This is a genomic window from Paracoccus subflavus (assembly GCF_004310345.1).
Classification (GTDB): Bacteria; Pseudomonadota; Alphaproteobacteria; order Rhodobacterales; family Rhodobacteraceae; genus Paracoccus; species Paracoccus subflavus.
In genome coordinates this window covers 587,864-613,780 of record NZ_SISK01000001.1, presented here as the reverse complement: position 1 = coordinate 613,780, position 25,917 = coordinate 587,864, and the positions used below count along the sequence as shown (strand labels likewise).

Sequence of the window (25,917 nt, the reverse complement as noted above, 5' to 3'; positions counted from 1 at the left end):
CACCGTCGGCGCCGGCGTGGTCAGCAAGATCCTCAAGTAAGGACGGGGCGGGGCCAAACCCCGCGCCACCCTCGCAACAACACACAGGGCCGCCCCAAAAGGGCGGCCTTTCGTCGGGGGGTGCGCGGTTTCGGTGCCGCACCGGCCATCCAGGATCGCAACGGTCAGATTTCGGGCGAGGGGCGCGCCCGATCCTCACACTCTCCGGGCGTTTCTTAACGGCTTTTTAAGCCTTGGCAGGCAATTTGTCCTGAAAAGGGCAAAATCGTGTCTGTTGCAGGAATGACCGGCTTTCCGCATAGCCGTCCATGCGGTTTCACTGATCTGGCGTGGTGTGATCCCGTGCCGGGATTGTCCGCAATTCTCCCGACCACCCTGCCATGCCTGTGGGGCTGGTCTTGATCGTTCTTGTGCTGATGGCCATTCTGGCGGGCTCGATTGCCGCGACCGTTGTCCTGTGGATTCTGGATGCGACCTGGTGGCAGATCGCGCTGGGCTATGTCGGCGGCGGATGGGCCGGGCTGCTGCTGGGATTGCCCTGCATCCTGGCCGGGCGCTGGCTATGGCGGGCAGCAACAAAGCGACCCGAGCGGGGCAGAGCCGGCTCCTCCCCCCGGGCGCAGCATCCGGTCCGATACCGCAGCAACAGATAAGCGCGGCCAAGGTCGACAATAAGGCGCTTCCCCTGATCCAGTCATCAGCAAGACACCGTTCTGACCGTTCGCGGCAGGGGACGAACCGGGCCCGAGCATGTCGTGACCATTCGCGGGCTTAGGCGGATTCATTGCCGGGCTTACGGCCATCTCCGCGAAAGTCCCGGCAGGCTCTTTGACCCAAGCGCCACTTTTCGGTCCTGCGCTATTTCAGTTCCTTGGCCCTTTTCAAATATCTTTCGTTTCAACAAGGAAGCCGCTTCTCAAGGCTTCGAGACAGGCTGACGGGGGATCAGAGGCAACTGCCATGACCAGTTCCTCTGCAGGTCTTGGGTCCATCAGGTCTTCTGCCGGAAACCCCCGGAAAAGATATTGGCGGAGGTAATGATATAGACAAAATGAGAGTAAACAAAACAAATTATCCACAAAAACAACCACGGAGAGATTACAGTATAATTATTTCTCCGAAACAGAGAAAATTACCTTTGAAAAAGCTCTTTTAATAAATATTTATTGACGAGGAGATCACTTTGGAGAATGCTTTCATTAGTCTGGAATCATTGTATCCGGTTTTTCCGGACATAATGGTTTTTCAACTAGTTATCCCCACCAGGGGGTTTATCGAGGAGAGAGACAGAATGTTCCATGATACCTTGAAATATGCCGGCGCCGCTCTGGCGGCGGGGTGGTTTGGTTTGGCGGGTGGTCCCGTCCTGGCGGCGGGCATTGTACAGTGGACCGCCCCCGCCGACGGCAGCAGCTATGCGGTCGGAACGAATGTGTCGCCCATCACCGGACGGGCCGACGGGTTCGGGACCGGCGGCAGCGGCCTGGATCTGATGTTCGTTCTGGATGCGTCGGGCAGCATGAGCAGCGTCGTATCCGGCCAGTCGCTTCAGCAGTGGCAAAAGGATGCGGCCAACGCGCTGGCTTCGGCCCTGCCCACCCTGCAGACCTCGGTGGGCGTGGTCCGCTTCACCAGCGGCGCGTTCACGGCGCTGAACCTGACCCCGACCTCGAACCTGGCGCCGATCACGGCGGCCATTGACGGCACGCCCGCCAGCGGCGGCACCAATATCGGCGCTGGAATCGATGGTGCCGTGTCCGAAATCGCGGCAAACGGCACATCGGGGCGGTCCAGGCAGATGGTGGTGTTTTCCGACGGCTTCTCGTCCGGTGATCCGGGGGCGGCGGCAGCCGTCGCGAATGCCGCCGGTATCACGGTCCACAGCGTCGGCCTGCCGGGCAGCAGCGTGTCAACCATGCAGGACATCGCCAGCCAAGGCGGCGGGTCGTTCAGCAACTTTACCAATGCCAGCGACCTGTCGGGGCTGATCGGCATCTTCAGCGGCACCTCGGGAAACCTGGTAGGCGTCAGCCAGGTGGACGTGGAACTGCCGGACGGCACGGTGCTGGCCAATGTCGGCATCGACGGGCTGGGCAACTTTTCGTTGCCAAGCTGGCAGATCACGGCAGGGGCGAACGTCTTCAAGGTCACGGCGACATTCGATGACAATTCGACCGCCACGGATACGCTGACGCTGTTCGGCGGCAACAATCCGGCGCCGATCCCGCTGCCTGCGGCGGCCTGGCTGCTGATCGGCAGCCTGGGCAGCCTGGGCGTGATGCGCCGCCGGAAATCCTGACGGCTGCAACCACGATCATCGGGGACGCCGGGACTTCCGGCGTTTCCGCCTCATCAGGAACAACGCCGATGCCCAAGATCGTCATTCTTCTGCTAGCCGCCAGCCTTGCGGCGGCGCTGCCCGTCGACGCCGCCCCGGTTGCGTCTGATGGAACCGCCCGGATGGGCGACATGGCCATGGATGCCCTGTCGCGCAGGCAGGCCGTGGACCGTCTGGCCGGCGATCTGGGGGCCACGGGGAATATCGGTCCCCTGCTGCAAGAGGGCGAGGGGCTGCTGTCCGCCCAGCCGGACAATCGCCTGCTGCGCCATCTGGTGGCCACCGCCCGGGCCGCGGCCGGCCAGGACCGGGCTGCCCGGCTGGCCATGGGCGATGCCGCACCGACCGAGGCCGAGCCATGGGGGCAGATCGCGATGGCCCTGCTGTCCCGACAGGCGGGGGATCTGGCCACCGCCCGCACCGCCGCCGGGGCCGCCATCGCGGCCGATCCCGCCAACGCTTATGCCCGGAATGTCGCGGGAACCATTGCCGCCCTTCACGGCGACCTGCCCGGTGCGGCCAATCATTTCGCCGCGGCGGTCGAGCGTGGCCCGAAAGGTGCCCCCTTTCTGACCAATCTGGGTATCGTTCTGGCGGAACTTGGCGATATCGGCCGTGCTGCCCAGGCGCTTGGTCGGGCCGTCGAACTGGCCCCTGACGATTGCCCGGCGCTGATGGCCCTTGCCGCCTTGCAAGGGCCTGCTGGCGCGCCGCTGCTGGCCCGGTGCCTCGAGGCCGATCCGGGCCATTCCGACGCCGCCGCCCGCCTGATCCAGGCGCATCTGTCCGGGGGCGATCCTGATGCAGCCCGGCGCGTCCTGGACAGGCACCGCGGCATCCTGGCCGAACCCGGTCTGGCACAGGCGCAGATCGCCCTGCATGAAGGGCAGGGCGCGACCGCCACCGCGGCGCTGTCGCGTCTCGATCCCTCGCCCGACCGTGCCCTGTTGCTGGCGCTGGCGGCGGCGATGGCGGGCGATCTTGCGGCGGCCCGGGATCATGCCCGGCAGGCAGAAGGTGTCGATCCTTCGGGTCTGGTTGCGATGGGCTTGACGGTCGCCATGGGACAAAAGCCCGGCGGCAACCTGCCCGATCATCCCCTGGGCCGCGCCTTTGCGGCCTTGGCTGGCGTGGGACAGGTCCCGGATGGCCAGGTTCTGGACGCACTGACCCGCACCGGCGAGCCGCTGCCGGGACTGCGGTTCGAGGGGATGGCGCCTGCCGACCTGGCCCCATTGCATGACGATGCGGTCCGCAGGCCGCTTGTGCTGGGAATGATGCTCGACAGCGCGGGGCTGGCGGGACCGGCACGCGATGCCTTTGCGGCGGCGGCTGCAAGCAAGCCAGGCGCGGCCCTGCCAGAGCTGCTGCAGGCCCGCAGCCTTGGCGACACGGATCGTGCTGCCGCCCTGGCCGGTCTGGACCGGGCGCTGGCCGCGTCGCCCCGCCTTGCGGCGGCCCATCGTCTCAAGGCTGACCTTCTGGCCCGCGCCGGACAGGGGGATGGGGCGCTGGACCATCTGGCCTTGGCCCTGGCCGTGCATGACGACCTGAACGGACGGCTGATGCAGGGCGTGCTGGCCGAAGGAACCGGACAGGACGATCTGGCCCGGACCGCGTATGAACGTGCGGTCGATCTGGATCCCCGGTCCTTTGTCGCGCTGAATCAGCTTGCCTGGTTCCTGGCCCGGCAGAACCGCGATCTGGACCGTGCGCTGGACATGGCCCTGCGCGCCGACAGTCTGCAACCGGGCAATGCCAGCATTCTGGACACCAAGGGCTGGCTGCTGTTCCTGACCGGGCGCACGGGTGACGCGGTCGCGGCCCTGCGCGCGGCCCATGACGCCGATGGTGGGCGCCGCCCCGAGATCGCGCTGCATCTGGCCCAGGTCGAAGCAGCCGCAGGCAACCTGCCGCGCGCGACCGAATTGCTGCGCGACATCGCCGCGGCGGTACCGGAATCCGACTCCGCACGACAAGAGGCCGCTGCCCTGTTGGCGCGGATCGCCGGGGGCTGACCTGCGATCCAGGCGGCCGCCCCTGTCTGCCGATCGGTCGCCTGAAACATCACATGTCCGGGACCAGGGCAATAAGGGTTGTTCCCGATGCGCGTTTCGCGTGTTCTAAGCCCATGACGCCCAAAAGGAGACGGACATGCGTGCGGCAAGGATCATCCTTGGGCTGGTGGTGATCCTGGCATCCGCCGTGGGCGGGATGTGGCTGACCGAACGGCTGCTGGCGGCGCCCGAGCCTGCCGCGACCGCCAGGGGCGGGGATGGCCCCTTGCGGGTCGAAACCATCGCCCCCGAAACCGTGACCTTTGCCGACGCCGTGACCGCCGTGGGCACGGCACGCGCCCATCGGGCGGTCGATCTGCTGCCCCAGTCCGGCGGTCGCATCGCCAGCATCGCCTTTCAGCCCGGTGACCACGTGAGCGAAGGGCAGGTTCTGCTGGAACTGGACAGCCGGGCCGAGCAGGCCGACCTGAGCGCCGCCGAAGCCACCGTGGCCGAGGCGCAGGCCGCCTTTGACCGCCAGCAGAGCCTGAACCGCACGGGCAGCGCCTCGGACGCGGCCTATCAGACCGCGCGGGCCGAACTCTTGCGGTCCGAGGCCGAACGCGACCGCATCCTCGTGGCGCTCGAGGATCGTGTCCTGAAGGCACCGTTCGCCGGCATCGTCGGCCTGACCGATCTGGTCGAAGGGCAGGTGATCGATACCGCAACAACCGTAACGACGCTGGACGATTCCTCGACGATCCTGGTCGATTTCGCCGTGCCCGAAACCCTTCTGCCCCGGCTGCAACGCGGCCAGCGGGTCGAACTGACCTCGGCCGCATGGCCGGGGCGGGTGTTCGAGGGCGATATCACCCATATCGACAGCCGTGTCGATGCCGCCACCCGCAGCCTTGCCCTGCGGGCCGAACTGGACAACCGCGACAGCGCGCTGGCGGGGGGGATGTTCCTTCAGGCCCGGCTGGTGCTGGACGAACGCCGCCGCCCCGCCATTCCCGAAAATGCGCTGACGGTCGAGGGTGATCGCACCCTGGTCATGCTGGCCAAAGGCGATACGGCCCGGCAGGCCGTGATCGTCACCGGCCAGCAGCAGGACGGACTGGTCGAGGTCGTGTCGGGTCTGCCGGCCTCGGCGCAGGTGATCGTGACGAACCTGCATCGCGTCGTTGACGGGGCCGGAATCGAGCCTGTCGCCCGCGAACGACGTGTGGATGCAGCACCCCCGGGACCGGAGGGAGGGGGATGAGCCTGCCCGACCTGTCCCTGCGTCGCCCGGTCACGGCGGCGGTGCTGAACCTGCTGATCGTCCTGATCGGTGCGGTGGCGATCAGCCGTCTGCCGGTCCGCGAACTGCCCCAGATCGAGGCGGCGCAGATCACTGTCCGGGTGGAATATACCGGTGCCGCCCCCGACGTGGTGGACAGCCAGGTCGCCTCGCTGATCGAGGGGGCGCTGGCGGGCGTGACGGGCGTCACCGCCATGGAAACGGAATCCGAGCGGGGCCGGATGCGCACCGTCCTGACCTTTGATTCAGGGCGCGACATCGACGCCGCCGCCAACGACGTGCGCAACGCCGTGGACCGGATCGTCGGCCGGCTGCCCGAACAGGCGGACCGCCCCCAGGTGGACAAGAACGACAGTGAGGGCGACCCGGTTCTGCGTCTGTCCCTGTCCAGTCCGGACATGAGCCCCATCGAACTGTCGGACTATGCCGACCGCTTCATCGTGGATCGCATGTCCCGCCTGCCGGGCGTCGCCAACACGGCTACTTTCGGCGCCCGTTCGCCTGCCATGCGCATCTGGCTGGACCAGTCCCGCATGGCCGCATACGGGATCACCACGGGCGATATCATTGCGGCGCTGCAGGCCAACAACATCGAACTGCCCGCGGGCGAGATCGAGACCGGCGCCCGGCAGTTGCAGGTTCTGGCCCAGACCCGCTTTTCCACCGCCGACACGTTCCGCCAGGTCGTCATCCGCGCCGACGACAGCGGCCGCCCCCTGCGGCTGGGCGATGTGGCCACCATCGAGGAAGGGCCGGAACAGCGAGAGTCCATCTTTCGTGCCAATGGCGTGATCTCGCTGGGGCTGGGTATCCAGCCCCAGGCGCAGGCGAACACGGTCGCCATTTCGCGCGCGGTGCGGGCCGAGCTGGACCGGATCGCGCCGACGCTGCCCGAGGGGATGCAACTGGCCGTCACCGCGGACGAGGCGGTGTTCATCGAAAGTTCGATCGCGCAGGTTCTCAAGGTCTTTGCCGAGGCCGTGGGCCTGGTCATTGCGGTGATCTTCCTGTTCCTGGGATCGCTGCGCCTGGCGCTGATTCCCGTTGTCACCATCCCGGTTTCCGCCCTGGGGGCGGGGCTGGCCATGCTGGCCCTGGGATTTTCGATCAATATCCTGACGCTGTTCGCGCTGATCCTGGCCATCGGCCTGGTGGTGGACGACGCCATCGTGGTGCTGGAAAACATCCAGCGGCACCGCGCCATGGGCAAATCCCGTCTGCAAGCGGCACGGGACGGCGCCGCGCAGGTCAGCTTTGCGGTGATTGCCACCACTGCCGTGCTGATCTCGGTCTTTGTGCCGATCAGCTTCATGGAAGGCGAAATCGGCAAGCTGTTCGCCGAATTCGGCATCGTGCTGGCGGTCGCGGTCGCGGTTTCGGCCCTTGTGGCGCTGACCCTGTCGCCGGTTCTGGCGGCCCGGATCATGCCGCGCGAGGAACGGCCCAACCTGCTGACCCGCGGCATGGACCGGATCATCGGCGCGCTGGAGCGGGCCTATGGCGCCGTTCTGGACCGGCTGATCGCCCGGCCGGTGCCGATCATGGCCGTGACGGCCTTTGCCATGGCGGCCTCTCTGGCCGTCTATCAGCATCTGCCCCGCCAGTTGACCCCGGACGAGGATCGCGGCCAGATCCGCATCATCGTCAATGCGCCCCAGGGATCCAGCCTTGCCTATACCGATGCCGCCACCCGCCAGGTCGAGGCGCTTCTGGAACCCCTGCGCGAGAACGGCACGGTCACCAATGTCACCACCATTGTCGGCACCTGGGGCGAGGTGCGCCGGTCGCTGCTGTTCGTGAACCTCGCCCCCTGGGACGAACGTGACATCTCGGTCGATCAGGTCATCGCCGATCTGCGGCCCCAACTGTCCCGCATCACCGAGGCCGCGGTCTTTGTCCGTGCGGCGGGGGGCCTGGGGCTGTCCAGCGGGCAGGGTAATGTCACCTGGATGCTGGGCGGGCCTGATGTCGGGCGCACCGCCGCCTGGGCGGACGACCTGGCGGCGGAACTGGAAGGCGATCCCCGCCTTGCCTCGGTCGAGGTCAGCTATTCCGCCAACCAGCCGGGGGCGAACCTGTCCATCGACCGCGCCCGCGCACAGGATCTGGGCCTGTCGGCCGATACCATCGCCCAGACGCTGCAGGTGCTGTTCGCCTCGCGCAGCGTCGGGGAATACACCAGCGACGGACGGCAATATCCGGTGATCCTGCAAGCCTCGCCCGAGGATCGCAATTCCGTCGAGGACATGCTGTCGGTCTTTCTGCGCAACGACCGGGGCGACCTAATCCCCCTGTCGGCCTTTGCCAGTGTCGAGACCGGCGCCACGGCCCCAGCGATCAACCGCTTTGACCGGCTGATCTCGGTCGGGATGGAGGCCGACATTGCACCCGGCACCGATCTGGCCGGCGCCATGGCCGCGGTCGAGGAAGCGGCCGCCGACCTGCCCGCGGGCTCGGTCCTGGCCTGGGACGGGCAGGCGCGCGATTATCTGGACAGCGCCGGCGGCATCGCCACGGTGTTCGCGATGTCGCTGGTGATCGTGTTTCTGGTCCTGGCCGCGCAGTTCGAAAGCTTCCGAACGCCGCTGACGATCATGCTGACGGTGCCCCTGGGCCTGGCGGGCGCGGTCCTGACCATGTGGCTAACCGGGGGAACGGTGAACGTCTTTTCCCAGGTGGGGATGATCCTGCTGATCGGCATCATGGCCAAGAACGGGATCCTGATCGTCGAATTCGCCAACCAGTTGCGCGACGAGGGCAAGCCTCTGGTCGAGGCGGCCCGCGAGGGGGCCGTAACCCGTCTGCGTCCGGTCCTGATGACCACCATCGCCACTATTCTTGGCGCGGTGCCGCTGGCCATCGCGACCGGCGCCGGATCGGAAAGCCGCCGCGCCATCGGCGCCGTGATCGTCGGCGGCCTGTCGCTGGCCTTCGTCCTGACGCTGCTGATCACGCCGGTGATCTATGTGATGATCGAGGGGGTGAGGGGAAAGATAGGCAAAAGCCACGCCATACCGGCAAAAGGGTAATCAGGAAGGCCAGCCGGAATGCCTGGGCGCAGGTCAGGCATGACATTTCAACAGAAAGACTGCTTGCTCAGGGAAATTCCGCCAGCATGTCGGCACGCTCGTTCTCCAGTGTCTTGATGAACTGTGGATAGTCCGTTCTGAACCGTTCAGCGAAAACATTGTTCTTTTCAGTCCCGATCTTGCGGTGATCCGTTTCCAGATCAGGCGGGATGTCGTCCGTTATACCAAGTTCGTTACGGAAAATCCTTGCCACCTCTGTTGCCCCTGACGCCATCATGGGTTCATAGGCAAGCCGTATCGGGCGCAGGCTGAAAGTTTTGATCATGTTTTCGGTCGCCTTTTCGGCATTGCGGATGTGGCTGATCCATTCCTTGATACGTGATCCATTGTAGTCATATGCGCTATCGCTGGCGATAATCTCGCCTTCATCATGGTTGGAGGCGTGGCTGACCTTGGTTTGAACCATCTTGTCCAGCGATACGGCCTGGGCGACAATATCTTTTCGGATCAACCAAAAAAACGTCGAGTTCCTAAAATTCTCGATGAAAGAGGCTTCGTCACCGAATACGGCCATCATTTGGTAATATGTAATCTCGAAACCGAAAATTCCGCCATGGGCCTCGTGACGGCTGATCGTCTCGATGAACTGCTCAAGATTTCGCGCGCCTTTCGATCTTGAGCTTGAGGTCATGAGGGTTGGATTGAACCACTCTCCAGGGGTTCCCATCATCCGTGTCTTTGTAAGAACACTTGTCAGCCAACTGCTGCCGCTGCGGGGTGTAAAAAGAATAGCATACACCTTGCGGGGCGCGGGTGTGCGCATCCAGAAGTCATACCGGCCCTGATGGGCCTCCGGATCAAAGATTGCATCGGTCACGAAATTGGTCTCGACTGGGTGATGGCATTGAAGGTGGGACAAGCCCGGCCAAGGGCTTAGGCCACATGTTGCCGGGCGGCAGGAGCATCCAAGAGGAAGGCAAGCAGGGTTTCGATGTCGTGCTGCCCCTCGTCCAGGGAGATTGTCCCCCCCCCGCGAGAGGATGCCGCCGCCCGGATCGCATCACCCTGTGCACCCAGATCGAAGCCGAAAACGGGCAGGCCGGTGGCGATCGCCTCATGCGTCGTATAGGAAAACGTCTCGGGGCCGATCGACGGAATGAACCAGCGACTGATGCCATAGCGCGCGACAAGGGCGGGGATGTCCTCGATGCGGTAGTCTCCGTGGATATGGGCCGATGCGCCAAGCGGATAGGCGGGATCGACATTGCCGATGACGACCAGGCGTGCCTGGCCGGTGCGGTCCAGAAGCTGCGACAGGTCGCGCAGCACCGTTATGCCCTTTTGATAGCCGATGTTGCCCAGCACGCCGATCACCGGCACACCGTCGTCGGACCGGCCCGGCGGAATGCGCGGAACATCCGCCAGCAGCCTGTGCGGCCTGACCGTCACCTTGTCGGCGATCTGCGGATAGGCCTGCGTCACCAGCGACCGGCTGTTCTCGGAAAACACCGTGATGCCGTGGGCCGCCTGCAGCAAATGTCCCCAGGCCGCGCGCCAGTCGCCCAGACCGGCCCTGGTCCCGTCCGGACGCAGGGCGGTGTGCACGGGGTCGCTGTCGATCCCCGGCATGGGAACGCCGTGCCATGCCCCGTCGCTGCCCAGCAGCGTATAGGCGGGGCTGAGCAGCAGGTAATCGTGAAACAGCACCTCGATCCGGTCTTTGGGGCCATGGGCAAGCGATGTCAGGATCGCGGGCAGGGACATCGGGTCACGGTCACCCACGGCGCAGGAATAGACGATCCTGCGGGCCGGCAGCAGGTCCAGAAGGCGCTTCTTCACAAAGGCAGTGTCGTCGGTTTCCCCCCGGGTGACGCCATGCGGGCTGTGCAGTTCAAGCTGCCAGCGCGACAGGCCGCCCACGCGCAGCACCACCGCCGCCGCATCGTCGCGCAGGTCGGATTGCAGCCGGTCCTGAAGGTAATGTTCAGCACCGCCGCCCATGTCATGGGCCACATAGACCGGGACAAGCCCCTGCTGGCGCTGTCCCGCCCATGCCAAGGCCAGGGCCAGGCGCGGGGAATTCAGGGGGTCTTGCCGGATGAAATTCTGCACCTCGGCGTCATAGGCGGGATACCGGCGCGAGATCGTTTCGCCGTTCTTCTGGATCAGCCGCAGCTTTTCGGCCGAGCCGAAGGAGGTGCCGCCGCGATGTTCCACAAACAGCCCGCCGTGGCCCAGATGCCGGCCGCCCAGCTTGCGCGCGCGCTGGCACCAGTCGACCTCTTCGCCATAGCCCCGGCCAAAGACGGTATCCAGTTCCGGCAGCTTGCGCAGAAAAGCGATGTTCATCGCCATGCAGAATCCGACGCCGGTCGGCGCGTCGGCCAGATCCGCTCCGGGAAAGAAGCCGGCGGCAACCCGGTCGATCGCGTCGGCCTCTCCGGGCCGCAACGCCTGTCGCTGGCAGATGGCGGGGATATTGAAGATCTCGGCGTCGTTGGACATGGGCGTCACGGTGGCCACATGATCGTGGTCCAGCAGCGGGCGGATCAGGCGGCTGGCCCAGCCCGCCGGCACGAAGGCGTCCGAATTCAGCAGCACGACATGATCGCCATGCGGCAGCGCCGCCGCGAAGGCCCGGTTGACCGACCTGATGAAGCCCAGGTTGGTGTCGTTTTCGATCAGCGAGACGCGGGCGGCGATGTCGGGGGACAACCCCGCCCGCCAGTCGCGCAGCCAGGGGCGGACCTGGGGGTCGGTCGAACAGTCCTCGACCAGGATAAGACGCCAGGACAGATCGGTATGCGTCAGGATGCGGTCAAGGGCCTCGGGCAGCAGGTCGAGTGCGTTGAAGACGGGCAGCACGATGGTGATGCCGGTGCGGAACAAGGCTTCGGGCGGGGTGTCGACGGTCGGGACGTCCTCGGCGAAAAGCTGGGGGTTCAGATGGCCTGACCGGGTGACGGTGTTCAGGCCAAAGGCCGTCTTGATGCGTGCAACCGACAGCGGGTCGCGGTGCCGCCACCAGTGCAGCGCCGCGGGCAGGGCGTGCAGGCCATCGCGCAGAAACGGACCCGTCTGCGCCAGCTTCATGCGGCGAAGATCGCGCGGCGTGATCCGGGGCAGAAGGTGGACATGCCGACGATCCCCCACATCCGCCCAGAAGGCCGTATGGTCGAGGCTGAGCGGCAGGTCCAGAACGAATCCGGGGGTCTGGATGCCGCCGCTGTCCCGGCTGGCCAGGACATCGTTGCGTGGCAGGCTGGGGCTTTGTTCCACCGCGCCCTCGGCGTTGCTCAGCCCCACCCGTGGCGACAGGGCCCAGCCTTCGACGTACAGGCGGCCCTCGCGCACGGCGATTCGATCGATGTGGCCGAAGGTCTTGCCCTTCCCATCCCAAAGCGGAAAGCCAGGCTTTTGCATCTGGGCATGGTGCGCGGCGTATCGCCGGAACAGGCCAAGGACTCGATGTATCACGGGATTCAACCCCCCATTGAAAACAATCGCCGCTGCAAACGCATCGAACGAGGCTCGTCTAATGGTCTTGCCTGCCACTGTCCATGCGCGACGACAACACTTTCGGCGAAGTGTCCCATTGGGGACCGGGGCGGACAGGATTGCCTTTACCGCCGCGGCATCCCTGCCGGTCGCGACGCGCGTTTCAGGGCGGCGATGCGGAAGGGGGCGTTGGGGGCGCCGTAGCCGGAGTAGCCGTTCCGGCGCTCCACGATCTCGATAAAAAAGCCGTCGGCGCGCGGCTGGCTGTAAAGCTGGAAGAACCGGCCCTGCGCGTCCTCGTCATAAAGAATCGAGGCTGCCTGCATCCGGTCCACCAGATCGTCGTCCAGGCCAAAGCGGGCCTGCACGTCCTGATAATAGTTGGCGCCGATCCGCAGCGTGTCAAAACCCCGCCCGGCCAAGGCGGCGGCCGTGGCAAAGAGGTCGCTGGTGGCAAAGGCGATATGCTGAACCGATGCGCCGAAGCTGTCCTCGATGAAGCGGCCGGCAAGGGTGTGGCGTGTCTCGGCACCGTTCAGGGTGACGCGCAACCCGCCGGATCGCACGGCTTGGCTGCGCACAAGACCGTCGGGGTCGGCCACATCGACCATGGGCGCCTTTTCGGCGTCGAAGATCGAGGTGTAGAACAGCGACCAGGACAGCATCTCGTCATAGGCCATGGTCTGGCCGATATGGTCGATGCCCGTCAGCCCGGCGCCCGGCAGGGCATCGCGGGAGTCGAAGTCGATCTTCCAGATCCTTGCCAGATCCGGGCCTTCGTCCAGAAAGCGGATCACGCTGCCGCCCACTCCGCGAATGGCGGGAATGGCAAGCTGGCCGGCTGCCCGATCCTGTTGATGCGGCTGGGCCAGCAACGCGGTCGCGCGCGCAAATCCGGCCTGGGCATCGGGGACGATCAGGGCGATTTCCGATACGGTCGTGCCATGCGCGACATAGGAACTGTGGGCGAATCCGGTGGGGTCGGTGTTGACCAGGACATTGACCGGTCCCTGTCGCCACAGCGTCACGGGTTTCGTCACATGGCGGCCCGACGGCTCGAACCCGACCGACGACAGCAGCGATTCAAGCGCCGGAGCCTCGCTGTCGCTGGTGGCGAATTCGACGAACTCGACCCGTTCGACAGGGGCGGGCGGGGGAAAGTCGGGCAGGGCCACAGGAATCGCCGGCTGCTGGCGGCGCACCTGGTCCATCAGCGCGATCAGGCTGCGATGGCCGTCCTGGGCCACCATGCGCGGCAGGCCGGCCCGGAACTGGTCGTTGAAGATTTCCAGGCTCAGCGGTCCGGCATAGCCGGTGGCGGCGACGGCGCGCATGAAGCCCGTCACGTCCAGATCGCCCTCGCCCGGCATGTTGCGGAAGTGGCGCGACCAATAGAGCAGGTCCATGTCGATGGCGGGTGCATCCGCCAACTGGACGAAAAAGATCCGGTCGCCCGGAATGGCGCGGATCGAATCGGGGTCGATCCGGCGGGCCAGGGTGTGAAAGCTGTCCAGGATCAACCCGACCTGGGCATGATCGGCCCGCCGCACGATTTCCCAGGCGTCGCGGTGGTCGTTGACGAAACGGCCCCAGCACAGCGCCTCGAAGCCTATGCGGATGCCATGGCGGGCAGCCAGATCGCCCAGGTCATGCAGATCCGCTGCCATACGGTCGATGCCGCCCAGGGCCGCGGGGTGGGTGCTGGAACAGACCAGGATCAGGTCGGTTCCCAACTGGTTCATCAGGTCGAACTTGCGTTCGGCGCGGGCAAAGGCGCGGCTGCGATGGGGCTCGGGCAGGCCCTCGAAGTCGCGGAAGGGCTGGAACAGGGTGATTTCCAGCCCGTGGTCGCGCACCATCCGGCCGACCTCGGCAGGGGCGAAATCCGAAGCCAGGAAATCCTGTTCGAAGATTTCGATGCCATCGAACCCGGCGGCCGCGATGGCGGCCAGCCGGGTGGTCAGGCTGCCCGACAGGGTGACGGTGGCGATCGAGGTCTTCATGACACGTCCCGTCCCGCCGCCAGATCCGCGCGCAGCCGATCCTCGTCCAGCGGCAGGCCGGTGAACAGCGCCCAGGCATCGACGCCCTGGCCGATGAACAGTTCATAGCCCGAGATGATCTGCAACCCCGCCGCCCCGGCCTTGCTCAGAAATTGCGTCTCGACCGGCGTATAGACCGCGTCAAAGGCCCATTCCGCCCCGGCCATCCGGTCGGCGGGCAGCGGGGTGCCGTCATAGCCCACCATGCCGACGGGGGTGCAGTTGACCAGGCCGGATGCGCCGGGCGCCAGGGCCGCGGCATCGGTGCCGACCACCACATGTCGGCCGGGACTTGCGGCGCGCAGGGCTTTGGCCAGGGTTTCGGCCTTGGCCGCGTCGCGGTCTGCCAGGCGCAGTTCGCCGACCCCCAACGCCACAAGGCCAAAGGCCACCGCCCGGCCAACGCCGCCCGCGCCGATCATCAGCACCGGCCCCGGCGCGGCATCGCCGCGCACCCGGCGATAGGCCGCGACAAAGCCGGAATAGTCGGTGTTGAAGCCGCGCGGTCCGTCGGCGTCGAACAGCACCGTGTTGACCGCCCCCACGGCCTTGACCAGGGGATCGTCGATCCGCACCTTGGCCGTGACCCGTTCCTTGTAGGGATAGGTCACGTTGATGCCGCGATAACCGATGGTCCTGCACCGGTCGAACAGGACGTCGAAATCCGCCCCCTCGCTGGCGGGGATCAGGCTGTCATAGGTGACGCGGCGGCCATTCTGCTGGCCTGCCAGCCGATGCAGGCGCGGCGACTGCGAAGCGGCGATGTTGTCGCCGATCAGGCCCAGGCGGATGGTATCGGTCATGGTTTCTGGCCCTGCGACGCGACCACACCCGCCTTGCGGGCGCGCCAGCGTTTCCACCATGGCGTGCTGGTCGCCACGATCAGCACCACCGCCAGGAACAGCGACAGCGACAGCGGGCTGGTGAAGATGCCCATCATCATCGCCCCGAAATCATCGCGTTCGCTGATGATCGCCCGGCGCCAGTTGTCGTCCAGCAGGCGCGACAGGATCACCCCCAGGATGATCGGCGCCAGCGGATAGCCGTAGAGCCGCATGAAATAGCCCAGCACCCCGAAGCCCAGCATCCAGTACACGTCCGTGACGCTGTTGTTGATCGCATAGGCGCCGACGATCGACAGGACCATGATGACCGGCAGCAGGACGGTGCGCGGCAGTTCGACGATGCGGACGAACAGGCGGATGCCGGTCAGCCCGAAGATCAGCATGAAGATGTTGGCCAGGGTCAGCGAACTGACGATGAACCAGAACATGTCCGGCTGTTCGATCATCAGCATCGGGCCGGGGTTCAGGCCGTGGATGAACAGCGCGCCGATCATGATGGCGGTGACCGCGTCTCCCGGAATGCCAAGCGTCATCATCGGGATGAAGGCCCCGCCGACGGCGGCGTTGTTGGCGGTTTCGGGGGCGACCAGCCCCTCGATCGCGCCCTTGCCGAAGGGCACCTCGGGGTTGCGGGTCACGCGCTGGGCGTGGTCATAGGCCATCAGCGCCGCGATGTCGCCGCCGGTGCCGGGCAGGGCGCCCACCACGGTGCCGATGGTCGAGGTCTGCAGCCCGAGCGGCAGGTGTTTGCGGACCTTTGCCCAGCTCGGCACGATATTGGTGATCTTCTGGCGCACGGCCGGGGTGTGGATGCTGTGCAACTGGGCCAGCGTCTCGGACACGCCGAACAGGCCGATCATCACCGCCACGAACGAGATGCCGCCGCGCAGGTCCGGGATGCCAAAGACAAAGCGGTCCTGCACCGTCAGCGGGTCCATGCCCACCGCGCCGATGCCGATGCCAAGCGCGCCGGCGAAGACGCCCTTGACCAGGCTGTCGCCCGACAGCGATCCGACCAGCAGGATGCCCATGATCGCCAGCAGCATGAAGTCGCGCGGCTGGAAGCCGATGGCGAAATCGGACAGGAACGGCGCGAACAGGGCCAAGGCGATGATGCCGAGGAACCCACCGATGAACGAGACGACGGTGACGATGCCGATCGCCTCTCCGGCGCGGCCTTGCTGGGCCATGGGAAAGCCGTCCAGCGCGGTGGCGATGGCGGAGGGCGCGCCGGGGATGTTCAGCAGGATCGCCGTGCGCGAGCCGCCATAGACCCCGCCCATGTAGATGCCGATCATCAGCGCCAGCGCCGGATAGACCTCCCACGAGAAGGTGAACGAGATCAGGATAGACACGGCCATGGTGACCGACAGGCCGGGGATCGCGCCGACATAGATGCCCGCAAAGGTGCCCACGGCGATCAGCAGCAGCAGGTCCAGATTGACGATCGGGATCAGCAGGTTCGAGATGATGTCCATGGCGGCCTCAGAACAGCGATGAGATGGCAGAGATGATGCGCCCCTCGGGAACGATTCCCTGCGGCATCAGCACCGAAAAGATCAGCCGGAAGATGATCCAGATGACCAGGACCGTTCCCACCGACACGGCCAGACAGAACCCCCAGGACCGTTTCGACAGGAACCGTGCCATGATGAGCAGAAACAGAACCGAGGTCGGCAGGAAGCCCAAGGGCCGCAGCGCCAGCGCATAGCCTGCGATCATCGCGATGGTGACGATGACCGACAGGGGCAGGATGTCGCGCCCGACGGTTTGCGCGGTGTCGCTGCGCTTGCGAAGGCTGTCGCGCAGGATGATGATGGCGCAGACCGACATGATGGCGGTCGTGGCCATGGGCACGGCGCCGGGCGCCGACAACGCCTCGAACCCCGAAATGCCATAGGCGGAATACAGCAGGAACAGGCTGGCCAGCAGGATGGCGATATTGAAGACCAGCTCTCCGGGGCGCCGGCCCGGTGCAGGTTCGGGGATCGGATCGACGGCGGCTGGCGCCGGGGGTTGTGTCGGGGTCATGGATTGTCCTTCCTTGCCGTCCGGCCCGGCAGGGCGCGTCCAGGGCATCAACGGATCGGGATGCCGCCCCGGCAGCGGGTGCGCGGGGCGGCAGGGGACGGATCAGGGACGGGCGATGCCGAAATCTTCCGGCGAGTTCTTGGCGATACCGGCGTCGAACAGCGTCCAGGCGGTCTGGCGCTGCCAGGTGTCCAGGAACTCCTGCGCTTCGGCGCCGCTCAGCGACAGCATGCGAAAGCCGCGGCCATCCATCATCGACAGGAAGTCGGCGTTCTGCGTCGCCTGGGCATAGGCATCGGTCAGCTTGGCCACCACGTCATCCGGAGTGCCGGCCTTGACGAAGACACCGAAGAACGGACCCCAGGGCAGCACATCGGCGAATTCCGGGTTGGTGTCGGTGATCGCCGGGGTGTCAGGCAACTGCTCGACCGCCTGGGTGTCGAAGATCGCAATGGCCTTCAGGTTGCCGGCGCGCACAGGTTCAAGCGCGGCGCCCAGGACGGCGGGCATCACATCGACGGCCCCGCCCTGCAGGGCGGTCAGCGCCGGACCATCGCCGTCATAGGGAACCGAGGTCACGTCGATCGGCGTCTTGGCATTGATCATCGCGGTCACGACCGACGGCAGGCCGCCAGGCCCGGTCGATCCGAAGCGGACCTCGCCGGGGTTCTCGTTGATATAGGCGATCATCTCGGGGAAGGTGTCGAAGGGCGCGTCGGGCTGCGCCACCAGGATCGGGATGCCGCGCGCGATGATGTTGATCGGCACAAAGTCGGCGTAATCCTTGTCGCCCAGACCCATGATCTTGTACAAGAGCGGGTTTTCCGCCCCGAACAGCAGCGTATAGCCGTCGGCATCCGCACGTTCGGCCTGGTTCAGGCCGATGGCGCCGACGCCGCCCGTCACGTTCTGCAAGATCACGCTGGCGCCCAGGATTTTCTCGGCATGGGGGGTCAGCGAACGGCTGACGGTGTCGGTCGATCCGCCTGCGCCCCACTGGATGATGCCCTGGATGTCGCGTTCGGGATATTCCGCCAAAGCCGGCGTCGTGGCAAGGCCAAGCGCCAGCGCGGCGCCATAGAACAGGTTCTGCATGTCTTTCCTCCTCGGGTGCCCCATCCTCCTGGGGTGATGCTGCGGATGTGCCGGAAAAGCTTCGTAACCGCAAATACCAAGTTCTACACTATCGAAACATGATGTTAATCAGCCAGGCCCGTCCCACAGTTCGCGCGCCCGCGCCTTGGACAATTCCGTGCGAAACAGATGAACCGTCAGTTCCGCGAAACTGGACAACTGGCGGCCCTGTTTCTGGACCGACCATGCGGTGATCGTCGCCGGCTCGATCAGCGGCCTGCGGACCAGGCCGGGCATATAGACCTCGGCCACCGAAAACTCGTCGATCACGGCCACGCCCAGCCCGTGCCGGACCAGGCTGACAAGGGTCTGGGCGAAGCGGCCGCGCATCGCGTGCCGGACCGCCAGCCCGGCATCCGTGAACGGCTGGGAAAGCTGGCGCCCGTAAGGATCGTCAGGATCGACACCGATAAAGGGAAATCGCGCAAGGTCGCGGATCGACACCGCCGATTTCTGCGTCAGGGGATGGCCTTCGGGCATGATGGCGACGATGCGGCCTTCGCACAGGGGAATGTTTTCAAGCGCAGGATTGTCCAGGCGGGACGACATGATGACGACCTCGCCCTGCTCAAGCAGCAGATAGTCCAGCGTTTCCTCGATCTTGAGGATGTTCAGATCGACATCCAGATCGGGAAAGCGGTGTCGCAGGCCGCGGATGACGCGCGCCCCGATGAAGTTGGCGATCGAGGGGGCCGAGGCGAACGACAGCGTAAAGCCCTGTCCCTTGCGAAGCGACCCCACCGCGGCGTTCAGGTTTTCCATCTGGTGATGGACCTGCTGGAGCATGGCAAAGATCGAATGCGCCTCGGCGGCGGGGACGAAGACGCCTGCGCGGCGTTCGAACAGGCGGATCCCCAAGCCGTCCTCGGTATGCTTGATAAGCCGGCTGATGCCGGGGGCCGACACGTTCAGCAGGTTGGCCGCGCCCTGGATCGTGCCTGCAATCAGCACGGCACGCACCACCTCGATCTGGCGCAAGGTCAGTTCCTTCATGACCCGATGCTAAAGACGACAACCAGGCTTGCCTAGGGGCAGCTTTCGGCCGTGGAGGTTCCGTTGTTCCGGCCCCGGCAGATGCGGGGGCAGGTGCCTTGGTGATGAGATGTCCGACCCGGCCAGCCTACAGCCCCGCGGGAACAGGATCATCGACCGCGCAGGCTTACATGCTGAACATCCGCTTCTCTCTATGGGCCATGATTTCGCCCGAACGGATGTATCCGCAGCCGTCCGGCAGGAAGCTGAGGAACCTCGCCCGCGATACGGTCCAGGGACCATGCTTCCCTAGCCGTTGGGGCGGCAGGGGCTGATCTGCCTTGATTAATTCAAAGATTACAATATTTCTATGTTGTAACCGCGACCAAGCCGGGACTGGACTCCCGCATTGCTATCCAACTTTCCCGAGGGGGTTTTCATGATCAGCCGACGAACAGCGATGGCAATGGGAATGACGCTGCCCTTCGCGCGGTCCCTCGAAGCCCAGGAGCAGGACGTGGAGTATTCATTTACGATTCTGCACACCAATGATTTCCATGGCCGCCACATGGCCTTCGAGGTGGCGCCCGGGAACGCCACGGCGCATACCGGCGACCCCGGCGGCGACGGCACGGAGTTCCAGCGGGCCGGTCACATCGGGGGCTTTGCGGCGCTCGCGGCGGCGGTCGCTGCGCATCGCGCGGAACGGGGAGCCAGCAACGTGGTGCTCGTCGATGGCGGCGATACGTTCTCGGACGACCTCCTCGGCAACCTGACCCAAGGCGAGGCCAACATCCGCCTGATGAACGCCGTCGGCTACGATTTCATGGCGCTCGGCAATCACGACTTCGACTACGGTCTCGATCGCACCCGCAGGCTCAGCGAACTGGCCGACTTCCCGATCCGTGGCGCGAACGTCATCGACGACTCGACAGGCGAACCCCTGTTCGGAGAGCCGGTGCGCATGATGGAGGTCGGTGGCGTCAAAGTCGCCCTCCTCGCGCTGGGCTACCACAACACGCCTCTGACCGGCGACCGCAAGAATATCGACGGGCTTTCCTTTACAAGCGGAATCGAGGCGGCCCGCCGGCTGGTGCCGGAGCTGCGGCGCGAGGCCGAGGTGGTGGTCGTGGTGTCGCACCAGGGCAAGTCGGTGGATGAGAAGCTGCTAGAGGAGGTCGAAGGGATCGACCTCGTCATCGGCGCCCATTCGCATGACCTGATCACGCCGCCCGAACGCGTCGGCGGGGGCTGGCTGGTCCAGGCGCTTTCGGACGGCGCCATGCTGGGCCAGGTCACGATCCGCCTGCGCGGCGGCGCGGTGACGGAGGTCACGGGATCGATGCACCCGCTCTGGGTTGACGAGGTGGGCGAGGATCCGGAGATCGCCGCCCTCGTGGCCGAGCTGCGCGCGCCGCATCGTGAGGCGCTGGAGGAAGTCATCGCCACCGCCGCAGAGCGGATCGGGCGTCAGCACAGTTCCGAGAGTCCATTCGACAAGCTAGTCGGGCGCATCCTGCGCGAGGAGACCGGGGCGGAGATCGCCTTCATGCCGGGCGTGGGATACGGCGTGTCGCTTAATGCGGGACCCATCACGCGCGAGGCCCTGACGGCTCTCCTTCCCCACCCGACCAAGCCCGCGACGCTGACGCTGACCGGCGCCGAGATCAGGGAGATCCTGGAGCAGAGCGCCACCAACCAGGCACCGGGCGATCCGCTGGAAGCGGTGGGCGGCCTCATCCAGACCGATGGTCTTACGTGGTCGGCGGACCTGAGGCGGCCCCAAGGCGAGCGGGTGGGCGAGATCCGGGTGGGCGAAAGCGTTCTCGATCCCGCCCGGCGATACAGCGTCGTCGCCAATGCCGGCATGCTCGAGGGACTCCACAAATACGACGCCTTCAAGACGGGCCAGAATGTGACGGAGCTTCAGCGCAGCATAACCGACCTTGTGGAAGCCGCCTTCCGTAAGGTCGGCACGGTGCAGGCGCCTCCGCTCGGCGACGTGACGGTCAGGCAGGAAGGATAAAGTCATTTGCCCGTGCAGGACACTGCACCGGTGAGTTTTGCAGGGACGCGGCTTACCGTAAGCGATATGCCGATCACGCCGCTTGCACCGAAGCCGCGTGCCTGAAGCCTGGGCGCAAGATCCATGGTTGCGGCACGATCTGGCTGCCCAGCAGGGGAGCCTGCGGCCTTTGCCCGGCTACCGCCAGCATGGGCCAGGATGCTGTGGCGAAGATGAAGGGGCGGCATCGGTTGATCATGAAGTCGATCAGGCACCGGGCGCCGCGGATCAGCGCGCCCGCGCCTTCCAACGCCTTTCCCCAGGGTGTGCAACGTGAGGCAGGGGATTTGGTCGGCACGCGATCTTTGGGGACATGCAGTGGTTTCACAGGAACCCGCAGCACGAAGCAAACATCCCGACCTTGATGAAGGGTATGTCGTGCTGATGTGTATGCCGCCATGTTCTACGCCTTGGCCAAGATTGAACTTAGCTGAGGCTTTTCAATAGGTTGCAGGAAAGGCTGGTACCCGAGGTCGGACTCGAACCGACATGCCTTGCGGCGGCGGATTTTGAATCCGCTGCGTCTACCATTCCGCCACTCGGGCCTTCTGCATTCGGACTAAATCGGGCCGCAGGGATTTGCAAGAGGGTCAGGCGCGGCCCAATTTGTGCAGCCGTGCCTGACGCAGCCGCGCGAAGTCGTCGCCTGCGTGATAGGAGGACCGGGTCAGCGGCGTCGCCGATACCATCAGGAAGCCCTTGCCATAAGCCGCCTTTTCATAGCCCGCGAATTCTTCGGGTGTGACGAAACGGTCCACGCGGTGATGCTTGGGCGTCGGTTGCAGATACTGGCCGATGGTCATGAAGTCGATGTCGGCCGCGCGCATGTCGTCCATGACCTGCAGCACGCTGCCGCGATCCTCGCCCAGGCCAACCATGATGCCCGACTTGGTGAACATCGCCGGATCCAGTTCCTTGACCTTTTGCAGCAGGCGCAGCGAATGGAAATAGCGGGCGCCGGGCCTGACGGCAGGATACAGCGCCGGCACGGTTTCAAGGTTGTGGTTGAACACATCGGGCCGCGCCTCGACCACGGTTTCAAGCGCGCCGGGACTGGACTTCAGGAAATCGGGGGTCAGAACCTCGATGGTGGAATCGGGGCTGCGGTGGCGGATGGCGCGGATGGTCTGGGCAAAATGATCGGCCCCGCCGTCGTCCAGGTCGTCGCGGTCAACGCTGGTGATGACGACATGCTTCAGCCCCAGTTTCTGGACCGCATGGGCCACCCGTCCGGGTTCGAACACGTCCAGGGCATTGGGCTTGCCGGTGGCGACGTTGCAGAAGGTGCAGCCGCGCGTGCAGATCTCTCCCATGATCATCATGGTCGCGTGGCCCTGTGACCAGCATTCGCCCACGTTCGGGCAGCCCGCTTCCTCGCACACGGTGGACAGGCGGTTGTCCCTCATGATGTCGCGCGTGCGCTTGTAGCCGTCCGAGGTCGGCGCCTTGACCCTGATCCAGTCGGGCTTCCTGGGTTGCGCCTGGTCGGGCCGGTGGGCCTTTTCCGGATGTCGCTGGTCGGGGATGCGAAGGTCGCGCAAGGCTGTGTCCTTTTCCGTCGCGGTTGCCCACAGATACCCTTTTGCACGCGATTGCGCAACGGCGGGGGGCCGGACCGCGACTCACAGCATCCGCCGCACCGCCCGCGACACGAGCCGAAGGGGGGCTGTCACCCTCCAGGACGTGCTTGACAGGAATTCGGCCTCTCGCCTACGGGCAAGATCAAGCGCCGCATCGCGCTCGGCCATCAGCCGCAGGCGGGTCCGCTCCAACTCGACGCGGGCGAGGTCGGCAGCCGCGGCGGCTTCGGTCGCGCGGCGGGACATGTCCTGAAGCCGGGCTTCGGCCCCATCCAGATCCCCTTGCAACGTGGCATAGCGGTCCTGAAGCGCTGCTTGCAGGTGTTCCAGGTGCTCTCGCCTGGTGGTTTCCCGGGCCAAGTGGTTGGTCTTTTCATCCAGCGCGGCGGATAGCGTCTTCGTCTCGGACTTGCGCAGAGCGGATCGCATCGCCAGTTCGTCATAAAGGGGCGATACGCGATCCAGGTGCGCTCGCAGGTCGTCCAGCACGGCTTGATCTTTGTGATCCTCTCCCTCTGCCGCCCAGCGGTCCAGGATGTCCAGCACCGTCCGGAGCATGGCGGGCAGGGGGACGCCATGGGTGCCGGTTTTCGAAAAATGTTGCAGGTCGTGGCTGAGAAAGGCGCGGATGTCGTCGCCGGCCTCCGGCAGTCCCCGGGGCCAGTCGATCTCAAGCCCCCCGGTGATGCGCGCGATCGCGGCCTCCCAATCCTCCAGCAGCATGTGATAGCTGGTGAAGACCCTGGGCAGATCGCGGCTGTCAGCCTCGGCATCCAGCAGATGCCGCAGCCACAGCAGCAGATTGTATTCCGTGTCATGCCCTGCCCAGCGGGCCAGCGATGCCGCCACGTCCATGGGCGGGCGGTGGGTATGGACCACCATCGGGCGCGCACCGAACCGTTCCAGGGCCGTTCGCCAGAAGGGCATCATCCGGCAGATCCGGGGATCCTTCATCACGAACAGCCGGGCATCCTGAAAGTCCGACTGCAGGACGTCGCACGCCTCGGACAGAAAGGTTTCGGCCGCCGGCGCTTGCAGCCAGTCCGCCGAAAGGCGGCGCGTGTCCCACCAGGCCAGCCCGGCGGATGCCAGGATGCGGTCGTTCAGGTCCATCACAAGGTTCGATTCAAAGAATCCCTTGGCGTTCATCTCGGACGCCCCCATGAGGTCACGGGGAAGAGCCGCGCCCAGTTGTCCCAGAACACCGGCAAGCGCCGATGTCCCGGACCGGTGCATTCCCAGGACGATCACGGCAGTCCTCGCAAGAGGCGTGCTTGGGGGCGTGTCGGTCATGGAATGCTTCCTGTCTGGCATGGCGCGGCAATGCCGCCCTTTTTGCCGGACCCTTTGGGGCGCGGCAAGCCATCATCCCGCGTTCGGCACCACAACGGTATCGCCTTGCCGCCGCCGCTGCCGCCGCCGCACCGCGGGGCGGCCGACCGTCCGGGTTTCACCATGCTTTTTGCCGATGGAACAACCGGCGCGCCACCGGGTTGAGTGGCAATATCGCTTGACCCCACTGGAGGACACCATGTTCATCAAGACCCTGACCGCCCCGATCGCCCTTGCGGCCTCGCTTTGCCTGGCCCCTGCCGCCTTTGCTCAGACCATGGTTGGCGGGCAAGAGGTGTCGGACGCCGATCTGGCCGCCGTGACCGAGCATTGCCAGACCCTGGCCATGGGGTCGAATTCCGAAACCCCCGACCCGGCAAGCGGCAACATCGACAACGACAGCACCACCGACCCGGTCGAGAATGCCGGCACCATGGACGGTGCGCAACCGACCACCGGCAACGAAGGCAACCCGGACAACGACATGCCGGACCCGGCCACCGCCGCGACGGCCGACACGCCTGTCGATGACACATCCGGCAATGACGGCAACCCGAACAACGACGAGTTCTCGGGCACGGTCAACATGGAAGTCATCACTCTTGCGGATTGCCAGGCCGCCGGGCTTTGACAGCCGCGACCGGCACAGGGAAAGGCAGCCTTCGGGCTGCCTTTTTTCGTTGGTGACGTTGCTGATTTGCCGAAACCGAAGCGGGTCAAGGCCTGGGACAATCCGGGAACGCCTGCGGCCATGCGACATTGGCGCCCGTTGACCCGGCGGGCGCGCGGGTCTAAACGGGCGCCTAGCCAACCCGTCGCGGGCAGCCATTGTGTTCCGCGGCCGACAGGGGGAACTTGCCCGTGGAAATCTTGCTTCAGGATTATTTGCCGATCCTCGTCTTTGCAGGTATGGCTTCGGCGCTGGCCCTGATCCTGATCCTTGCCGCCGTTGTCGTCGCGGTGCGCAACCCGGACCCCGAAAAGGTCAGCGCCTATGAATGCGGCTTCAACGCCTTCGACGACGCTCGGATGAAATTCGATGTGCGGTTCTATCTGGTGTCGATCCTGTTCATCATCTTCGACCTGGAAGTGGCCTTCCTGTTTCCCTGGGCGGTCAGTTTTGCGGTCCTGTCGGACGCGGCCTTCTGGTCGATGATGGTGTTTCTGGGCGTGCTGACCGTGGGCTTTGCCTACGAATGGAAGAAAGGTGCGCTTGAATGGGCGTGATGACCGGAGCGAACACGGCGGGTCCCGACCGCGAGGTGGCGACCGCCGCCCTGAACCGCGAATTGCAGGACAAGGGCTTCCTGCTGACCACGACCGAGGACATCATCAACTGGGCGCGCAACGGCAGCCTGCACTGGATGACCTTCGGCCTGGCCTGTTGCGCGGTCGAGATGATGCAAACCTCGATGCCGCGCTATGACGTGGAACGCTTCGGCACCGCGCCGCGTGCTTCTCCGCGCCAGTCCGACCTGATGATCGTGGCTGGCACGCTGACCAACAAGATGGCCCCCGCCCTGCGCAAGGTCTATGACCAGATGCCCGAGCCGCGCTATGTCATCAGCATGGGAAGCTGCGCGAATGGCGGCGGCTATTACCACTACAGCTATTCCGTGGTGCGTGGCTGCGACCGAATCGTGCCCGTGGACATCTATGTTCCCGGCTGCCCCCCCACGGCCGAGGCGTTGCTCTACGGCATCCTGCAACTTCAGCGCCGTATCCGGCGCACCGGAACGCTGGTGAGATAG

The 25,917-nt window shown here is 65.4% G+C and carries 20 protein-coding genes and 1 tRNA gene; 9 read left to right on the top strand and 12 right to left on the bottom strand.

Features of this window, described 5'->3' with window-relative positions; all coding sequences use genetic code 11:
* The first annotated feature begins 398 nt into the window (after positions 1–398).
* The 5 genes from EYE42_RS03050 (at position 399) to EYE42_RS03030 (ending at position 8,667) form a co-directional block, all read left to right on the top strand.
* Positions 399–653: a hypothetical protein gene (locus EYE42_RS03050; protein ID WP_130989804.1), complete on the top strand. Its 255-nt coding sequence runs from the start codon at positions 399–401 to the stop codon at positions 651–653.
* Positions 654–1,291: 638 nt separating this feature from the next.
* Positions 1,292–2,299, top strand: coding sequence for a VWA domain-containing protein (locus EYE42_RS03045; protein WP_165455693.1), 1,008 nt, complete (start codon positions 1,292–1,294; stop codon positions 2,297–2,299).
* Positions 2,300–2,367: 68 nt separating this feature from the next.
* Entirely contained in the window at positions 2,368–4,356 is a 1,989-nt protein-coding gene (locus EYE42_RS03040) for a tetratricopeptide repeat protein (protein WP_130989803.1), read from the top strand.
* 136 nt (positions 4,357–4,492) lie between these two features.
* Positions 4,493–5,599: an efflux RND transporter periplasmic adaptor subunit gene (locus tag EYE42_RS03035; RefSeq protein ID WP_130989802.1), complete on the top strand. Its 1,107-nt coding sequence runs from the start codon at positions 4,493–4,495 to the stop codon at positions 5,597–5,599.
* On the top strand, positions 5,596–8,667 hold the full coding sequence (locus EYE42_RS03030; protein ID WP_130989801.1) for an efflux RND transporter permease subunit: 3,072 nt from the start codon (positions 5,596–5,598) through the stop codon (positions 8,665–8,667). Before EYE42_RS03035 ends, EYE42_RS03030 begins: the two co-directional genes overlap by 4 nt.
* Positions 8,668–8,734: 67 nt before the next feature.
* On the opposite strand, the gene EYE42_RS03025 is transcribed toward EYE42_RS03030, so the two are convergent.
* The 8 genes from EYE42_RS03025 to EYE42_RS02990 all read right to left on the bottom strand — a co-directional run bounded on the left by EYE42_RS03025 (position 8,735) and on the right by EYE42_RS02990 (position 19,210).
* Positions 8,735–9,544, bottom strand: a complete 810-nt coding sequence (locus EYE42_RS03025) for a Stf0 family sulfotransferase (RefSeq protein ID WP_130989800.1) — start codon at positions 9,542–9,544, stop codon at positions 8,735–8,737.
* A 56-nt stretch (positions 9,545–9,600) separates the two neighbouring features.
* The gene (locus EYE42_RS03020; protein ID WP_130989799.1) at positions 9,601–12,144 is read right to left on the bottom strand and encodes a glycosyltransferase; all 2,544 of its coding nucleotides are present in this window, start codon (positions 12,142–12,144) and stop codon (positions 9,601–9,603) included.
* A gap of 146 nt (positions 12,145–12,290) precedes the next feature.
* A complete protein-coding gene (locus EYE42_RS03015) occupies positions 12,291–14,168 on the bottom strand; it encodes a bifunctional sugar phosphate isomerase/epimerase/4-hydroxyphenylpyruvate dioxygenase family protein (protein WP_130989798.1) in 1,878 nt (625 codons plus the stop codon).
* A complete protein-coding gene (locus EYE42_RS03010; RefSeq protein WP_130989797.1) occupies positions 14,165–15,010 on the bottom strand; it encodes a shikimate dehydrogenase family protein in 846 nt (281 codons plus the stop codon). Before EYE42_RS03010 ends, EYE42_RS03015 begins: the two co-directional genes overlap by 4 nt.
* Positions 15,007–16,530: a tripartite tricarboxylate transporter permease gene (locus EYE42_RS03005; protein ID WP_130989796.1), complete on the bottom strand. Its 1,524-nt coding sequence runs from the start codon at positions 16,528–16,530 to the stop codon at positions 15,007–15,009. Before EYE42_RS03005 ends, EYE42_RS03010 begins: the two co-directional genes overlap by 4 nt.
* A gap of 7 nt (positions 16,531–16,537) precedes the next feature.
* Positions 16,538–17,083: a tripartite tricarboxylate transporter TctB family protein gene (locus tag EYE42_RS03000; RefSeq protein ID WP_211657884.1), complete on the bottom strand. Its 546-nt coding sequence runs from the start codon at positions 17,081–17,083 to the stop codon at positions 16,538–16,540.
* Positions 17,084–17,185: 102 nt separating this feature from the next.
* A complete protein-coding gene (locus tag EYE42_RS02995) occupies positions 17,186–18,178 on the bottom strand; it encodes a Bug family tripartite tricarboxylate transporter substrate binding protein (RefSeq protein WP_130989795.1) in 993 nt (330 codons plus the stop codon).
* A 108-nt stretch (positions 18,179–18,286) separates the two neighbouring features.
* Positions 18,287–19,210: a LysR family transcriptional regulator gene (locus EYE42_RS02990; RefSeq protein ID WP_130989794.1), complete on the bottom strand. Its 924-nt coding sequence runs from the start codon at positions 19,208–19,210 to the stop codon at positions 18,287–18,289.
* A 451-nt stretch (positions 19,211–19,661) separates the two neighbouring features.
* Between EYE42_RS02990 and EYE42_RS02985 the strand changes: the two genes are divergently transcribed.
* Positions 19,662–21,215 carry a bifunctional metallophosphatase/5'-nucleotidase gene (locus EYE42_RS02985; RefSeq protein WP_165455692.1) on the top strand — a complete coding sequence of 518 codons (1,554 nt, stop codon included), beginning with the start codon at positions 19,662–19,664 and terminating at the stop codon, positions 21,213–21,215.
* Between the two features lie 73 nt (positions 21,216–21,288).
* Here the strand turns inward: EYE42_RS02985 and EYE42_RS02980 are convergent, their stop codons facing one another.
* The 4 genes from EYE42_RS02980 to EYE42_RS02965 form a co-directional block, all read right to left on the bottom strand.
* Positions 21,289–21,654, bottom strand: coding sequence for a hypothetical protein (locus EYE42_RS02980; RefSeq protein ID WP_130989792.1), 366 nt, complete (start codon positions 21,652–21,654; stop codon positions 21,289–21,291).
* A 61-nt stretch (positions 21,655–21,715) separates the two neighbouring features.
* Positions 21,716–21,799, bottom strand: a tRNA-Leu gene (locus tag EYE42_RS02975).
* Between the two features lie 45 nt (positions 21,800–21,844).
* Entirely contained in the window at positions 21,845–22,795 is a 951-nt protein-coding gene (gene lipA / locus EYE42_RS02970; RefSeq protein ID WP_130989791.1) for a lipoyl synthase, read from the bottom strand.
* An 81-nt stretch (positions 22,796–22,876) separates the two neighbouring features.
* Positions 22,877–24,127, bottom strand: coding sequence for a sulfotransferase family protein (locus EYE42_RS02965; protein WP_165455691.1), 1,251 nt, complete (start codon positions 24,125–24,127; stop codon positions 22,877–22,879).
* 238 nt (positions 24,128–24,365) lie between these two features.
* On the opposite strand from EYE42_RS02965, the gene EYE42_RS02960 reads away from it, so the two are divergent.
* From EYE42_RS02960 to EYE42_RS02950, 3 genes are all read left to right on the top strand, one after another.
* Positions 24,366–24,797: a hypothetical protein gene (locus tag EYE42_RS02960; RefSeq protein ID WP_130989789.1), complete on the top strand. Its 432-nt coding sequence runs from the start codon at positions 24,366–24,368 to the stop codon at positions 24,795–24,797.
* Between the two features lie 230 nt (positions 24,798–25,027).
* The gene (locus EYE42_RS02955; protein WP_130989788.1) at positions 25,028–25,393 is read left to right on the top strand and encodes an NADH-quinone oxidoreductase subunit A; all 366 of its coding nucleotides are present in this window, start codon (positions 25,028–25,030) and stop codon (positions 25,391–25,393) included.
* Positions 25,384–25,917, top strand: a complete 534-nt coding sequence (locus EYE42_RS02950) for a NuoB/complex I 20 kDa subunit family protein (protein WP_130989787.1) — start codon at positions 25,384–25,386, stop codon at positions 25,915–25,917. The genes EYE42_RS02955 and EYE42_RS02950 overlap by 10 nt, the downstream gene beginning before the upstream one ends.